This window comes from Bradyrhizobium sp. Cp5.3 (assembly GCF_000426265.1).
GTDB lineage: Bacteria > Pseudomonadota > Alphaproteobacteria > Rhizobiales > Xanthobacteraceae > Bradyrhizobium > Bradyrhizobium neotropicale.
Map to the genome: position 1 here is coordinate 135960 of NZ_AUFA01000013.1, position 14688 is coordinate 150647.

A 14688-nucleotide genomic window follows, 5' to 3' on the forward strand; every position below is an offset into this window, starting at 1 on the left:
CGCGGTTTGATCTGCCGCACGTCACAGCCGTCACGCAGGGAACTCAACCCTGCATGTGGTTGCTCGATTACTTCTGATGTTCGAATCGAAAGTGCTGCGCCGCCCGAGCGAAGTATGCGCGATTGTCACGAGGCTGCAATGGCGGACGAAAAGGAATTCGCAATTGTTGCGCGTCCGTCACGCAAAAAGCTTCTCGCGGTGTCAGACGAGGCGGTAGGATGGCGCGGAAGTTTGCTCCACTTCGTTCTCCGAGAGAGCGGCGGCGTGTTCCTCAACCGCGGTGACGCCTTTCGCGGTGAGCTCGAACAGATCGCCGTCCTTCATCACATAGCCATCGGCGATCAATTGTCCGATCTTGCCCTGTCTGTCGTCGGCAAAGGCGACGGAATGGCTGATGTCCCGCAGGATCGAGAGCTGTTCGTCGCGCAGCATGGCTGAAGTCTCCGCTCTCCGGGAAGGTCTTGATCCTCACATGCCGTGGCTCTCGAAGACCTTGCGGCACGTCTTCGACAGCCTGGCCCGGTTGGCCTGCAGGCAGCTCTGCACTGCACTGTCGTTGCCAAGGTCCTTGCGGCACAAGCGCGAGGCGTCGCGCGAGCAGGCGTTCTGCTCCTGCGGCGTGCCGGCATGACCTTGCGCGCGCACCGGTGCGCCCGGCAGGGTGCTCAGCGCCATCGTCGCAATTATCGTCAGGAGGAGTTTCCGGGGCATCGGCGGATCCCAATCTGCCAGGAGGCGCGAATTTCAGGTCCTGTCAGAACTCGTCCGCTTGCCAGTTGTTCCCCCTTTCCCGGCGCCGCGGGCCGGCAGGCACCGGGCGCACCTTCCGACGGCGCTATCCAAGCTCGCCGCCCCGCTGGTATAAAGCTGCGGAGAGTGAGGGGGTATTTGATGAAACGCTATCTGATCTTTGCGCTTGTCGGTCCGTTCCTGGGCGGGTTCCTGCTGTTGCTGACGACGACCTATCAGTCCGGCTACTGGGCGCAGACCAGTCTCAGCGAGGTCGGCAAGCTGTTCGTGGTGTTCTTCAAGACCCTGCAATACAGCTATCTGTTCGGCTTCCTGCCGTCGCTGATGATCGGCGCGGTGGACGACATCCTGATCCACATCAGGCGGATCGGCCCGGTGCTGCGCATGCTGCTGGTTGGCTTGTTCGCCTTCATCCTGGCCTCGCTGACCTACAGCTCGCGCGGACCGGATTCGGGCGTCGTGCAGTTCATCCTGTACGGTATGGTCGGCTTCGTGCCGGCGGTGGTGTCGTCCTGGCTCGTGCACAGATTTGTCGAGGAGACGCAGCCGGCGGCCGCGTCGACCTGAGCATGCGACCTTCGTTCGCGCCGCCGCAACCCTCGCCGCGTGAGCGCGTTTCCCTCAGACGATGACCATGCCCGACGATGAGATTCTTGCAAGGCACAGGTCCCGTTCGGGGCGGACGTCGCGCGCGACCTTCTCGGGCGCCGAGGCGCGCGGGCCGATCATCGACCAGGAGGGCCACGAGATCCCGCCCGAGACTCTCGAGCAGGGATTTCGCGAGTTTCGATCCGAATTCGGCAAAGACAATCCATTCGCCGGCAGCCCGTTCGGCAATCTGACACGGGAGCAGCGGCTGGCGCGGCTCGAGGCGATCGCAAAGCTGCTCGACGTTGCCTTCATTCTGCCCGGCACCAACATTCGTTACGGCATCGACGGTCTGATCGGGCTGATCCCCGTGGTCGGCGACATCATCACGACAGCGATCTCGCTGTGGCTTGTGCGCGAAGCCCGCGCGCTGGGTGCGCCCTGGTACATCACCGCGCGTATGCTCGGCAATGTCGCGGTCGACGGCGTGGTCGGCATGGTCCCGTTCGCGGGGGATGCCTTCGACGTCATGTTCCGCGCCAACATGCGCAACGTGCGCCTGCTGCGCCGCTGGCTCGACAAGCAGCCGCGCATCTGACGCGAACAACGCAAAAAGCGCGACGGCCTTTGGCCATCGCGCTTTCAGCGCACATCGAAAGGCTTGCGAAAAAACTTACGCCGCGTCGGCGTCGGTGTTCGCGGCCGGCTTGCGGCGGCGCGGCAGCGGGAAGGCCTCGCTCTCATAGAGCGAGCGGATGCCGTTCTGGTCGAAGCGCGCTTCCTCGACCTGAAGATAGGCGCCGTTCAGCGAATCCGTCGGCAACTGCTCCATCGCGAACTGCACCGCTTCGGCCGCGGTGCCGAACCGCCGATAGGTGAAGCCCGCGCGCTTCTTCTTGCGAATCGCGGCGGGGAAGAGTTCGGCGGAGGTGTTGAAGTTGAACGGACGCATTGGACGCATGGTCAAAGACCTCGTGATCTTCTCTGGGGCTTTAAGCGCGTGGGGTTTGGGAGGGCGAAGGCCACAATTGGGCGAGCCCGCCGTGCATGTCATTCTCAGCCACTAATATAAGCCGATTTGACAGAATTGCGACCCCTGCGAACGGAGATGATGAATCCGCGCATGGCAGCCCCGCGAGAGAAATAAACGCAATAATATCAAATATTTATATGGTTCATATCTTGCCAAGAAGCAGCAGCACAACCAGCACCACCAGTACCACGCCGCCGATCCCCATGCCGGAATGGCCCATGCCGTAGCCATAACCGCCGATCCGGCCCGACAGGCCGCCGACGAGATAGATAAGCACCAGGATGATCAGGATGGTCCCAAGCGTCATGGCATCCTCCCTGACGGCCGCCGAACTGCGATGATCGGCTGCACCGCCAGGAGAGAAAAGCACATTCCCGCCATTGGGTTCCATCACGGAACCCGGCGCGGAAGGCCTTACCGCGGCTTGAGCTTCAGCGCCGCGGAGTTGATGCAGTAGCGCAGGCCGGTCGGCGCCGGCCCGTCGGTGAAGACATGGCCGAGATGGCCGGCGCACTTGGAGCACAGCACCTCGGTGCGGACCATGCCGTGGCTCACGTCCGTCTCCTCGTCGATATGGCTCTCGACGGCCGGCTGGGTGAAGCTCGGCCAACCGCAGCCGGAGTCGAACTTGGCATCGGACTCGAACAGCACGTTGCCGCAACCGGCGCAGACATAGGTGCCGGGACGATGCTCGTGCTCATACTCGCCGGAGAAGGGACGCTCGGTCGCCTTCTCTCGTAGGACGGCATACTGCATCGGCGACAATTCGCGCCGCCACTGCTCCTCGCTCTTGGTGACTTTGTCTTCTGTGGTTTTCGTCTTGGTGTCGGGCATGGCTCTCCCGTTACTCGTTAAGCGATGATTGTTCGTTAAGCGATCGGGCGATCAGTTGGTGGCCTTGCTGGAATTCACCAGCGTCGGCTTCTCGATATAGTTATCCGCGAACAGCTTTTTCAGGTTCTCGACCTTCGGGATATCGTTATAGGCGATGTAGGGCTGGGTCGGGTGCAGCGTCAGATAGTCCTGGTGGTAGGCTTCCGCCGGGTAGAACGCCTCCAGCGCGCCGACCTTGGTCACGATCGGCTTCCTGAAGACCTTGGCGTCGTTGAGCTGGGCGATATAGGCGTCCGCGACCTTCTTCTGCTCGCCGGAGGTCGTGAAGATCGCCGAGCGATATTGCGTGCCGACATCGGGGCCCTGGCGGTTGAGCTGGGTCGGGTCGTGCACCACCGAGAAGTAGATCTGGAGGATCTTGCCGTAGGAGATCTTCTTCGGGTCGTACTTGATCTCGACCGATTCCGCGTGGCCGGTCGTGCCGGTCGAGACGGTCTGGTAGTCGGCGGTCGCCTTGCTGCCGCCGGCATAGCCGGAGACGGCGTTGACGACCCCTGCGGTGTGCTGGAATACGCCCTGCACGCCCCAGAAGCAGCCGCCGGCGACCACGGCGGTCTGGATGCCGCTCGCGGGTGGCGCGTCCATGGTGGGGGCAGGGATCACGACCGCGTCCTCGGCGGCCCTGGACGGCACGGCGAAGGCCAGCGTCAGCGCGGTGGTGGCGGCGAGCAGGGACAGGAGGGCGGGTCGGCGCATGGCGTATCCTCTTGCGGAAGGTCTGACAGTCTAGGGCGGCCGGCGCCGGGCGAACAGCGGGCCCGGCGGCGTTTTCGGTCACCGAAGATACGGGCGGGCCCGGCGTTTGTTACCCCGTCGCGGACACGAGTCTGTGAAATTGACCGGATAGGACAAGGAGGGCTGTTGGAGCCGGCCCGTTGGGCCTTGATGAACCCGCGCGATCGATGATCGACTTAGAAGATGGTGGCTGGAACTCAACTGACAAACATGCTGCGCGTCGTTTCCCTGACCCTCGTCATCCTGGTCTTTGGTGCCGCGACCGCCGCGGCGGAGCCGCAGGCGAGCGACGATCTTGCCACCTGCCGCGACCGCCAGGCGGAGACGCAGGCGCGGACGCAGGCCTGCGAGAACCTGCTCAACGCCGATCGCGTCACCGGCAAGGACAAGGCGACCGCGCTGGGCGTCCACGGCAACGCGCTGATCAACAAGCGTGACTACGACAAGGCGATCGAGGCTCTGTCATCCGCCATCGATCTGGATCCGGAAAATGTCGGGATCGTCAACCTGCGTGGTATCGCCTACGAGCGCAAGGGCAAGGACGATCTCGCGATGGCCGACTACAACCTTGCGATCCAGAAGCGGCCGACCTTCGGCGCCCCCTACAACAACCGCGGCACTGTCCATCTCCGCCATGGCGCGCTGCAAAGCGCGCTCGACGACTTCAATCTGTCGATCAAGTACGCGCCGAAATTCCTGCTCGGCTACACCAATCGCGCCCGCGTGCGCACATTCAACAAGGATTTCAACGGCGCGCTGGCGGACTTTGCGGAAGCTGAGAAGATCGATCCCAACGCGACGCAGATCGCCGGCAATCGCTGCATCACCTACGGTATGATGGGCAGGTTCGACGAGGCATTCGCCGACTGCAACAACATGATCCAGAAGCAGCCGAAGAACCAGTTCTACATCATCAACCGCGGTGACGTTTACCTGATGAAGGGCGACCTCGATGCCGCGCTGAAGGACTACAACTCGGTCCTCGAGGCCTATCCGAACAGTGTTCGCGCCCATTCCGGTCGCGGCCAGGTGTTCGAGCGCAGGCACGATCTCGCCCAGGCGCGCGCCGACTATCGCTCGGCGGCCTATGCGCTGGCGCCGTTCGACGAGCTGGAGGTCGCGCGGGCCCGGACCACGGCACAGGCGCGGCTCGCCGCGCTCACTCCGCAGGAGAGCGCTGCGCCGAACGCACGCCGTGTCGCGCTCGTGATCGGCAACGGCGCCTACAAGAACGTCCATGCGCTGACGAACCCGCCGCGCGATTCCAAGCTGATCGCCGGCGCGCTGCGCGACGTCGGCTTCCAGACCGTGATGGTTGCCAACGACCTGACCCGCGACAAGTTCTTCGAGACGCTGCGGGCGTTCGCCGCGGAGGCGGAGAAGGCGGATTGGGCCGTGGTCTACTACGCCGGCCACGGCTTCGAGATCGGCGGGGTGAACTATCTCGTGCCGGTCGACACCAGGCTTGCCGCCGACAAGGATGCCGAGACCGAAGCCGTCGCGCTCGAGCAGGTGATCGCCGCGGTCGGCGGCGCGCGCAAGCTGCGTCTCGTCATTCTCGATGCCTGCCGCGACAATCCGTTCGCGCCGACCATGAAGCGAACGTTGTCGCTGAAGCTGGTCGACAAGGGCTTTTCCAACATCGAGCCCGGCGCCGGCTTCATGGTGGTCTACGCCGCCAAGCACGGCGAGACCGCGATGGACGGCGATGGCACGCCCGACAGCCCGTTCGCCACCGCGCTCGCCCGGGACCTCCGGGAGCCGCGCGTCGAGATCAGGAAACTGTTCGACATCGTCCGCGACGACGTCTGGACCGCAACCAAGCACCTGCAGCAGCCGTTCACGTACGGCTCGCCGCCGGGGCGTGAGGATTTTTACTTCGTGGCGGGGAAGTGAAAGATCGTAGGGTCTGTTACGCCTTCGGCTAACCACCCTACGGCAGCGTCACACCACCACACTGAGCCGCTTCGCCGCCCGCGTGATCCCGGTGTACAGCCACCGCGCCCTGGAGTCCTGAAACGCGAAGCTCTCGTCGAACAGCACGACGTCGTCCCATTGCGAGCCCTGCGACTTGTGCACGGTCAGCACGTAGCCGTAGTCGAACTCGTCGTAGGGCTTGCGCTGTTCCCAGGCGATCTGCTCGATGCCGCCCTCGAAACAGTCGGCGCGCACCGAGACCTTCGTCACCTTGTGCCCAAAATCCTCGTCCGGCGACAGCCGCATGCTGAGGATGCGCGACTTGGAACGCGAGGTGTTGCGTGACTTCACCCGCCACAGGCCGCCGTTGAACAGGCCCTTCTTGCGGTTGTTGCGCAGGCACACCAGCTTGTCGCCGGCAACCGGAAACTGGTCCTCGATGTTCTGCCGCTGCCGCACCCGCATGTTGTAGGCGCGGCGGGTGTTGTTGCGGCCGACCAGGATCTGGTCGGCGCTCATGACGCGGTCGGGATCGAGCTCCTTGCGCGACACCACCTCGCTCTCGCCATGGCGGCCGATCTCGAGCTCGCGGCCCTCGCGGACATCCATCGACATCCGCACGATCGGATCGTCCTGCGCCTGGCGGTGCACCTCGGTCAGCATCGCGTCGGGCTCGGTGTTGGTGAAGAAGCCGCCGCCCTGGATCGGCGGGAGCTGCGCCGGGTCGCCGAGCACGAGCAGCGGACAGTCGAACGACATCAGGTCGCGGCCCAGTTCAGCGTCGACCATCGAGCATTCGTCGATCACGATCAGCTTGGCTTTGGAGGCCGGCGCATCGTCCCAGAGCTCAAAGCTCGGCTGCTCCTCGCCGGATTCGCGGGCGCGGTAGATCAGCGAATGGATGGTGGAGGCGTTGTCACAGCCCTTGTTGCGCATGACGAGGGCGGCCTTGCCGGTGAAGGCGGCGAACTTCACCTCGCCGTCGACACCGTCGGCGATGTGCCGCGCCAGCGTGGTTTTGCCGGTGCCGGCAAAGCCGAACAGGCGGAAGATCGGCGGCGTGCCGCCTCGGCCTGGCTTGGCCTTGAGCCAATCGCCGACGGCCTTGAGCGCGGCATCCTGATGCGGGGTGAAACTCGGCATATCTGTCTTGAGGGAGGGCGAAATCGAAGCGATTCGCCGTCCCCCAAAACTAACCATTCGCCCCGCCGGTTCAAGCGGCGGAAATCCGGCTTCCGGCGGCCCTATTGCCAGCCGGGAACGCCGCGCATGTCGGGCAGGTGGTGGGCGATGCCCTTGTGGCAGTCGATGCAGGTCTTCTCGCCCGTGAACAGGAAGCGCTGGTGCGCCACCGAAGCCCGCGGCGACTGCTTGGTGATGTCCATGGAATCGGCGCTGTGGCAGTTGCGGCATTCCAGGGAATCGTTGGCCTTGAAGCGCGCCCATTCATGCGCCGCAAGCTCGAGCCGATGGTCGAGGAATTTCTCGCGGGTGTCGATCGTGCCGAAGATCTTGCCCCAGACCTCCTTGGAGGCCTGCATCTTGCGCGCGATCTTGTCGGTCCAGTTGTGCGGGACATGACAATCCGGGCAGGTCGCACGCACGCCGGAGCGGTTGGTGAAGTGGATCGTCGACTTCAGCTCGGCGTAGACGTTGTCCTTCATCTCATGACAACCGGTGCAGAACTTCTCGGTGTTGGTCAGTTCCAGTGCGGTGTTGAAGCCGCCCCAGAAGATCACGCCCGCGGCAAAGCCCGCGAGCACGAGGACGCCGAGCCCGAACACCGAGCTCGGCCGGATCAGCACCTGCCAGAGCTCGAGCGCAAAATCCCAGCTCCGCGCCAGGAAGCTGCGCTTTGTCTCCGGCTTTACGTTGGGTTCGTCAGCGGCCGTCGTCATCGGCGGCCACCGGGGCTTGCGCGCGACAGCAGCGTGTCGATGTCGGTGAAGTCATTGCTGACGGGCGGCGTGGCGGTGTTCTGCGGCACGTGGCATTCCGTGCAGAAGAAGCGCCGCGGCGAGATCGAGGCCAGGAACTGGCCGTCACGATCCATGAAGTGCGTGATCGAGACCATCGGCGCCTGCGATTCCGACGTGCGCGAGCGTGCGTGGCAGGACAGGCATTTGTTGCTGTTGAGGTCGATCTGGTAGCCGTCGATCGTGTGCGGGATCACCGGCGGCTGCTCCGGATAGTTGCGCGCCTCCTTTTCGGAGGTGTTGCGGTTCGGCAGCATCGGCGGGGCCGGGCCTTCGTCGTTGAGCGGCGCCGGGCCGCGCAGCCCGGAGCTCACCGTCTGTGCGGTCAGCGAGCCCGTGGCCGCGGCAATCGCGAACGCCAGCAGGATAATTCCACTTCGCTTCAGCATGGTCACACCCGCTCGATGCGCACGGCGCATTTCTTGTAGTCGGTTTGCAACGAGATCGGATCGGTGGCGTCCAGCGTCACCTTGTTGATCAGCTTGGACTCGTCGAACCACGGCACGAACACCAGCCCGCGCGGCGGCCGGTCGCGGCCGCGCGTCTCGACGCGGGCGCGGATATAGCCGCGACGCGAGACCACCTTCACCTCGTCGCCGCGCCGGAGCTTTGCGTCCTGTGCGTCGTCGGGATGCATGAAGCAGACGGCCTCCGGAAACGCCTTGTAGAGCTCGGGCACGCGGCGCGTCATGGTGCCGGAATGCCAGTGCTCCAGCACGCGGCCGGTTGAGAGCCAGTAGGGGTATTCATTGTCGGGCGATTCCGCCGCCGGCTCGAAAGGAAGCGCGAAGATGCGCGCCTTGCCGTCGGGATAGCCATAGAATTGCACGTCGGTGCCCTGCTTGACGTAGGGGTCGCTGCCCTCGCGGAAGCGCCACTTCGTCTCCTGGCCGTTGACGACGGGCCAGCGCAAGCCGCGCTCGCGATGATAGCTTTCGAACGGCGCGAGGTCGTGGCCGTGGCCGCGGCCAAACGAGGCATATTCCTCGAACAGGCCTTTCTGCACGTAGAAGCCGAACGCCTTGGATTCCTCGTTGGCGTAGCCCTCCTCGATCTCCGAGGTCGGGAATTTATCGATCTGCCCGTTCTTGTACAGCACGTCGAACAGCGTCTTGCCGCGATACTCCGGCTTCTTGGCGATCAGCTCCTCCGGCCACACCTCCTCGATCTTGAAGCGCTTGGAGAATTCCATCAGCTGCCAGAGATCGGACTTCGCCTCGCCCGGCGCGGTCACGAGCTGGTGCCAGAACTGTGTGCGGCGCTCGGCATTGCCGTAGGCGCCTTCCTTCTCCACCCACATCGCCGTGGGCAGGATGAGGTCGGCGGCGAGTGCGGTGACCGACGGATAGGCATCCGAGACCACGATGAAATTGTCGGGGTTGCGGAAACCCGGATAGGTTTCCTCATTGGCGTTGGGACCGGCCTGCAAATTGTTGTTGACCTGCACCCAGTAGGCGTTGAGCAAGCCGTCGCGGAGCATCCGGCTCTGCAGCACGGCGTGATAGCCGGGCTTGTCGGGAATGGTGCCCTCGGGCAGCTTCCAGATGTGCTCGGCCTTGTCGCGGTGCTCCTTGTTGGTCACGACCATGTCGGCCGGCAGGCGGTGCGAGAAGGTGCCGACCTCGCGCGCGGTGCCGCAGGCCGATGGCTGCCCGGTCAGCGAGAACGGGCTGTTGCCGGGCGAGGAGATTTTTCCGGTCAATAGATGGATGTTGTAGACGAGGTTGTTGCACCAGACGCCGCGGGTGTGCTGGTTGAAGCCCATCGTCCAGAATGAGACGACCTTGGTCTTGGGATCGGCATAGAGCTCGGCGAGCTGCTCCAGCCGATTGAGCGGCACGCCGGACATCTTTGCCGCCTTCTCCAGCGTGTAGTCCGAGACGAACTTGACGTATTCGTCGTAGCTCATGTCGGTGGAGTCGTTGGCCTTCGCCGCGCCGGTCGCCTTCTTCTGAAGGGGATGATCGGGCCGCAGGCCATAGCCGATGTCGGTCTGACCGCGCCTGAACACGGTATGCGCCGTGACGAAATCCTTGTTGACGCGGCCGGTCTTGATGATGTGGTTGGCGATCGCGTTGAGGATGTAGAGATCGGTCTGCGGCACGAACACCATGCCGATGTCGGCGAGGTCGAACGAGCGGTGCTCGAAGGTCGAGAGCACGGCGACGCGGACATGCGGCGCGGAGAGCCGACGGTCGGCCACGCGCGTCCACAGAATGGGGTGCATCTCCGCCATGTTGGAGCCCCACAGCACGAATGCATCGGTGGCTTCGATGTCGTCGTAGCAGCCGGCCGGCTCGTCGATGCCGAACGTGCGCATCATGCCGGCAACCGCCGAGGCCATGCAGTGGCGCGCATTGGGATCGATGTTGTTGGTGCGGAAGCCGGCCTTGTACAGTTTCGAGGCGGCATAGCCTTCCCAGATCGTCCACTGGCCGGAGCCGAACATGCCGACGCCGCTCGGGCCGCGCTTCTTCAGCGCGTCCTTCCACTTCTCCGTCATGATGTCGAAGGCTTCGTCCCACGACACCGGCGTGAAGTCGCCGTTCTTGTCGTACTTGCCGTTCGTCTTGCGCAGCATCGGCTGCGTCAGCCGGTCATGGCCGTACATGATCTTGGAGAGGAAGTACCCCTTGACGCAGTTGAGGCCGCGATTGACCTCGGCCTTGATGTCGCCGTGAGTGGCGACGACGCGGTTGTCCTTGGTCGCGACCATCACGGAGCAGCCGGTACCGCAGAAGCGGCAGGCGGCCTTGTCCCATTTCAGTTCGGATGCGTCGCGCTCGGAGACGAGATTGGCGGCGAGCGCCGGTGCCGGCATGCCGGCGGCGGCCGCCGCGATCGCGGCGGCTTCCAGCTTCAGCATCTGGCGGCGGTCGAGCTTGGGTGACGTCATGATGGCTCTCCCGGCCTTAAGCCGTTTCGATGGCGTGAAAGACGAGCGCTGCGGAATAGACGTGCGGCAGCGATTGGATGGTGTTCAGCAGCGTGCCGAGGCTGCCCGCGTCGGGCGCTTCGGTCACGACGACGAGCTTGCCGCGCGCATCGCGGCCATGAATCTCGCAGCCGGGCAGCGCCGTGATGGCGGCTTCGAGCTCGGCGAGGTGGTCGGGGCGCGCCTGCACCAAAATGCTGGCGATCTCGCCGCCCGGCGGCGGCACGATGCGCTCGGCAGTGATCACCCGGCCGGTGATCAATGCGCGGCGGTTGAGTGTGGTGTGGGCCATATGCCTGTCTTTCGCTTCGGGGGACTCAATGCGGAGGAGGCGGACCGGGGGGACCCGCGAACATCTGGTAGATCCAGACCGCGAGCCCGTAGGAGCCGACCGTCCCCACTGCGAGGACGGGCATCACGACCGCGGTCAGGAACAGGAACGCAAAGATCTCCATGCGCCGACGGCGCAAACGCCCAGTCGTGTCGTCGCCAGGGGCCGACATATTCGGTCTCTCTTGCAGTAGTGAGTTCTGGACGGCATCCGGGCCGCTGCCTTGTAGAGTTCCATGATAGGTATCCCGGGCGGTGTTGACCTTGACATGGATCAAGGCTGATCGAACGACCTAAGCCTTTGCGACATCTCGCGCTTCACTTGAAGTTGTCAGGCTGGATCGGGCAGTGCGGACCTCCCGCGCGGTGGAATTGGGCCGGCATGGACAGCGCTCGTCCGTTCCTTAGAATGCCGGCAACAAAAACAATTCTTGGGAGAGCGGCGTCATGAAGTTCGGCATCTTCTACGAGCTGCAACTGCCGCGGCCCTGGGTGGCGGGCGACGAGCTCAGGCTCTATCGGAACGCACTCTCGCAGATGGAACTCGCAGACCGCCTCGGCTACGACCATGCCTGGGTCGTTGAGCATCACTTCCTCGAGGAATACTCCCACTCCCCGTCGCCGGAATCCTTCCTCGCCGCTGCCAGCCAGCGCACGCAGAAGATCAGGCTCGGTCACGGCATCCTCCAGCTCACCACTAACCATCCCGCACGCGTCGCCGAGCGCGTCGCGGTGCTCGATCTGCTCTCGAACGGCCGCTGCGAATTCGGCATGGGCGAGAGCGCCTCCATCACCGAGCTCGAGCCGTTCGGCCGCGACATGGAGACCAAGAAGGAGGTGTTCGAGGAGGCCGTGCGCGCGATCTTCCCGATGTTTCGGGATGGTGGCAGCGAGCATCACGGCAAGTACTTCGACATTCCCTTGCGCAACGTCGTGCCGAAGCCGGTGCAGAAGCCGCATCCGCCGCTGTGGATGGCGTGCTCGCAACTGCCGACCATCGAGCGGGCAGGACGTCACGGCTTTGGCGCGCTCGGCTTCCAGTTCGTCAGCGCCGATGCCGCCCATGCCTGGGTGCACGCCTATTACAACGCCATGACCAAGCGGCTGCACAAGCTCGCCGACTACGAGATCAACCCGAACATGGCGCTGGTGTCGTTCTTCATGTGCGCCAAGACGGACGAGGAGGCGCGCGCCCGCGCCGACGGCGCCACTTTCTTCCAGTTTGCCCTGCGCTTCTACGGCGCCGCGCAGAACCGCCAGCGTCCCGCGCCCGGCACCGTCAACATGTGGGACGAGTACAATAAATGGAAGCGCGACAATCCGGAGGCGCAGGAGGCGGCGCTGCGCGGCGGCCTGATCGGCTCGCCGGAGACGATCCGCAAGAAGCTCAAGCGTTTCCAGAGCTCCCATATCGACCAGGTCATCCTGCTCAACCAGGCCGGCAAGAACAGCCATGAGCACATCTGCGAATCGCTGGAGCTGTTCGCCCGCGAGGTGATGCCGGAGTTCCAGAGCGACCCCGAGCAGGCCGCCTGGAAGCAGGGCGTGATGAGCGGCGCGATCAAGCTTGAGGAGATCGACACTGAGGCCTTCACCGATCGCTACGGCAAGCTCGCCATCAACGTCGCGCCGGCGAAGGTGGCGGCGGGGTAGGGCCAAACCGGGATAGTGTTGATCCATGTCAAGTTCTATCTAAGATAGCGATAGCAGGTTGCTGGACGGTTTCTTTTCAGGGAGAAAATATCCATGACCGTCAGCCGCCGTCAGACACTCGCCGCTTTCGCGACCGCCGTCTCCACCCTCGCTCTTGCCCGCTCGGCCCGTGCCGAGTTTGAAGGGCCGCTATTGAGGGCTGCGGAGGCCGGCGACGACTTCTGGCTGTCGACCGATGCCTACGTCTACGGCTACCCGCTGGTGACGATGGAGATGACCCGGCGCATTTTTACCAACGTCGCTTCTCCCATCGGTACGCGCGGCCCGATGGGGCAACTCATCAAATTGCGTCAGTACCCGGACGCCAGCTTTCGCGATGTAACTGCACCAAACGCCGACACACTGTACACAACGGCATTTGTTGATGTCGGCGACGAGCCTTGGGTTATCAGCCTTCCCGACATGAAGGATCGCTACTTCCTTTTCCCGATGCTGGACGGGTGGACCAACGTGTTCCAGGTGCCTGGCAAGAGGACCACTGGCGACAAGGCGCAGACTTACGTCATCACCGGCCCGGGTTGGAAAGGCACGCTGCCATCCGGCGTGAAGGAGTACAGATCACCCACCAGCATCGTCTGGATATTGGGACGCATCTATTGCACGGGGACACCCGAGGATTATGCAGCGGTCCACGCGCTACAGGATCAGTGCAAGCTTGTTCCGCTCAGCTCGTATGGCAAGCCATATACCCCCCCGCCGGGCAAGGTCGATCCCTCAGTCGACATGAAGACGGCCGTCCGTGAGCAGGTGAATGCGATGGATGCCGTCGCCTACTTTACCCTGCTGGCGCAGCTCATGAAGCAAAACCCTCCCGCGGCAGCAGATGCTCCAGAGCTGGCGAAGTTCGCCAAGATCGGCCTCGTACCCGGCAAGGAATTCGACACCAGCAAGTTCGACCCCGCTTTCGCCAAGCGTATACCGCAGATCGCGTTTGACCGGATCATGCTCCAGTTCAAGATTGGCAAGTCGATCCGGAACAAGAATGGGTGGGCCTACGACAGCGAAACCGGGATCTACGGCACCGACTACCTCAATCGGGCTCTCGTGACCGCAATCGGCCTTGGTGCCAACCGCATCCAGGATGCCGTGTATCCGACGTCGCTGAAGGATGCCGATGGCCAGGACTACGAAGGCAAGAACAAATACGTGATGAGCTTTGCCAAGGGCCAGCTTCCGCCGGTCGGCGGATTCTGGTCCTTGACGATGTACGATGCCGACTATTTTTTCGTGCAGAATCCGATCAATAGGTACTCGATCAGCCCGCGTCAGAACCTGAAGGCAAACGCCGACGGCTCCGTCGATCTCTACATCCAGAAGGACTCGCCAGGTCCCGACAAGGAGAGCAACTGGCTTCCGGCTCCGGCTGGCAAGTTCGTATTGATGCTACGGATGTACTGGCCGAACGAGAAGTCTCCTTCCATCATTAATGGAACCTGGACGGTCCCGCCGGTGCGAAAAGTCGCGGCCAGCTAAGTCGCTATCGTCATTGTGCCCGAAGGCTCGGCTGTGGCCCCTGGTGTCTCACCGTCGGGGTCACAGTCGTCTCCTTCCCGCTATTCGAACTCTGAAAGCCGCCTTCGGTCGGCCGCAGCCAATGTCTGCAACTGGGCCGTTTCTGACCTTCGCGCTTAGTACGTCGAGATGTCCGTTTTCCGGAGATAAAAAGCGTTGTCCACGTCGCTACCCAAATATCAAGCGGTAGTCCCATTTTCATGTTGGCGAGCAAGAGTTCGGCGTTAACCATCGCTGACGGCTCCAGCCTGGGCGACATCGCTTCGAAGTTTCTTAAATTTTGCTGGGTACCTCTTCAGGGCATA

General features: G+C 63.4%; 17 protein-coding genes. 5 read left to right on the plus strand and 12 right to left on the minus strand.

Annotation, left to right across the window (positions count from 1 at the left end):
* Positions 1 to 201: 201 nt before the first annotated feature.
* Together K289_RS0120780 and K289_RS0120785 are read right to left on the minus strand one after the other, a co-directional pair.
* Positions 202 to 432 (minus strand): hypothetical protein, encoded by a 231-nt coding sequence (locus K289_RS0120780; protein ID WP_027553301.1) that lies wholly within the window; start codon positions 430 to 432, stop codon positions 202 to 204.
* A 36-nt stretch (positions 433 to 468) separates the two neighbouring features.
* Positions 469 to 711 carry a hypothetical protein gene (locus K289_RS0120785; protein ID WP_027553302.1) on the minus strand — a complete coding sequence of 81 codons (243 nt, stop codon included), beginning with the start codon at positions 709 to 711 and terminating at the stop codon, positions 469 to 471.
* Between the two features lie 180 nt (positions 712 to 891).
* Between K289_RS0120785 and K289_RS0120790 the strand changes: the two genes are divergently transcribed.
* Together K289_RS0120790 and K289_RS0120795 are read left to right on the plus strand one after the other, a co-directional pair.
* A complete protein-coding gene (locus tag K289_RS0120790) occupies positions 892 to 1317 on the plus strand; it encodes a DUF5413 family protein (RefSeq protein ID WP_027553303.1) in 426 nt (141 codons plus the stop codon).
* A 61-nt stretch (positions 1318 to 1378) separates the two neighbouring features.
* The gene (locus K289_RS0120795) at positions 1379 to 1936 is read left to right on the plus strand and encodes a DUF4112 domain-containing protein (RefSeq protein WP_027553304.1); all 558 of its coding nucleotides are present in this window, start codon (positions 1379 to 1381) and stop codon (positions 1934 to 1936) included.
* Positions 1937 to 2011: 75 nt separating this feature from the next.
* On the opposite strand, the gene K289_RS0120800 is transcribed toward K289_RS0120795, so the two are convergent.
* From K289_RS0120800 to msrA, 4 genes are all read right to left on the minus strand, one after another.
* Entirely contained in the window at positions 2012 to 2299 is a 288-nt protein-coding gene (locus K289_RS0120800; RefSeq protein WP_027553305.1) for a hypothetical protein, read from the minus strand.
* A 214-nt stretch (positions 2300 to 2513) separates the two neighbouring features.
* Positions 2514 to 2678, minus strand: a complete 165-nt coding sequence (locus tag K289_RS44775) for a DUF3309 family protein (RefSeq protein WP_082907797.1) — start codon at positions 2676 to 2678, stop codon at positions 2514 to 2516.
* Between the two features lie 107 nt (positions 2679 to 2785).
* Positions 2786 to 3205, minus strand: coding sequence for a peptide-methionine (R)-S-oxide reductase MsrB (gene msrB / locus K289_RS0120810; RefSeq protein ID WP_027553306.1), 420 nt, complete (start codon positions 3203 to 3205; stop codon positions 2786 to 2788).
* A 51-nt stretch (positions 3206 to 3256) separates the two neighbouring features.
* Positions 3257 to 3961 carry a peptide-methionine (S)-S-oxide reductase MsrA gene (gene msrA, locus K289_RS0120815; RefSeq protein ID WP_027553307.1) on the minus strand — a complete coding sequence of 235 codons (705 nt, stop codon included), beginning with the start codon at positions 3959 to 3961 and terminating at the stop codon, positions 3257 to 3259.
* Between the two features lie 249 nt (positions 3962 to 4210).
* Between msrA and K289_RS0120820 the strand changes: the two genes are divergently transcribed.
* Positions 4211 to 5896 (plus strand): caspase family protein, encoded by a 1686-nt coding sequence (locus K289_RS0120820; protein WP_027553308.1) that lies wholly within the window; start codon positions 4211 to 4213, stop codon positions 5894 to 5896.
* A 48-nt stretch (positions 5897 to 5944) separates the two neighbouring features.
* On the opposite strand, the gene K289_RS0120825 is transcribed toward K289_RS0120820, so the two are convergent.
* From K289_RS0120825 to napE, 6 genes are all read right to left on the minus strand, one after another.
* Entirely contained in the window at positions 5945 to 7060 is a 1116-nt protein-coding gene (locus K289_RS0120825; RefSeq protein ID WP_027553309.1) for an ATP-dependent RecD-like DNA helicase, read from the minus strand.
* Positions 7061 to 7161: 101 nt separating this feature from the next.
* Entirely contained in the window at positions 7162 to 7815 is a 654-nt protein-coding gene (locus tag K289_RS0120830; RefSeq protein WP_027553310.1) for a NapC/NirT family cytochrome c, read from the minus strand.
* Complete coding sequence (locus tag K289_RS0120835) at positions 7812 to 8282, minus strand: nitrate reductase cytochrome c-type subunit (RefSeq protein ID WP_027553311.1); 471 nt, start codon at positions 8280 to 8282, stop codon at positions 7812 to 7814. Before K289_RS0120835 ends, K289_RS0120830 begins: the two co-directional genes overlap by 4 nt.
* Positions 8283 to 8284: 2 nt before the next feature.
* Complete coding sequence (gene napA / locus K289_RS0120840; RefSeq protein ID WP_027553312.1) at positions 8285 to 10789, minus strand: nitrate reductase catalytic subunit NapA; 2505 nt, start codon at positions 10787 to 10789, stop codon at positions 8285 to 8287.
* A gap of 16 nt (positions 10790 to 10805) precedes the next feature.
* Positions 10806 to 11120 carry a chaperone NapD gene (locus K289_RS0120845; protein WP_027553313.1) on the minus strand — a complete coding sequence of 105 codons (315 nt, stop codon included), beginning with the start codon at positions 11118 to 11120 and terminating at the stop codon, positions 10806 to 10808.
* Between the two features lie 25 nt (positions 11121 to 11145).
* On the minus strand, positions 11146 to 11331 hold the full coding sequence (gene napE / locus K289_RS0120850) for a periplasmic nitrate reductase, NapE protein (RefSeq protein ID WP_027553314.1): 186 nt from the start codon (positions 11329 to 11331) through the stop codon (positions 11146 to 11148).
* Positions 11332 to 11605: 274 nt separating this feature from the next.
* Here napE and K289_RS0120855 point away from each other — a divergent pair, with 274 nt between their 5' ends.
* The gene (locus tag K289_RS0120855) at positions 11606 to 12811 is read left to right on the plus strand and encodes an LLM class flavin-dependent oxidoreductase (protein ID WP_027553315.1); all 1206 of its coding nucleotides are present in this window, start codon (positions 11606 to 11608) and stop codon (positions 12809 to 12811) included.
* 93 nt (positions 12812 to 12904) lie between these two features.
* A complete protein-coding gene (locus tag K289_RS0120860) occupies positions 12905 to 14344 on the plus strand; it encodes a DUF1254 domain-containing protein (RefSeq protein ID WP_027553316.1) in 1440 nt (479 codons plus the stop codon).
* The last annotated feature ends 344 nt before the right edge of the window (positions 14345 to 14688 follow it).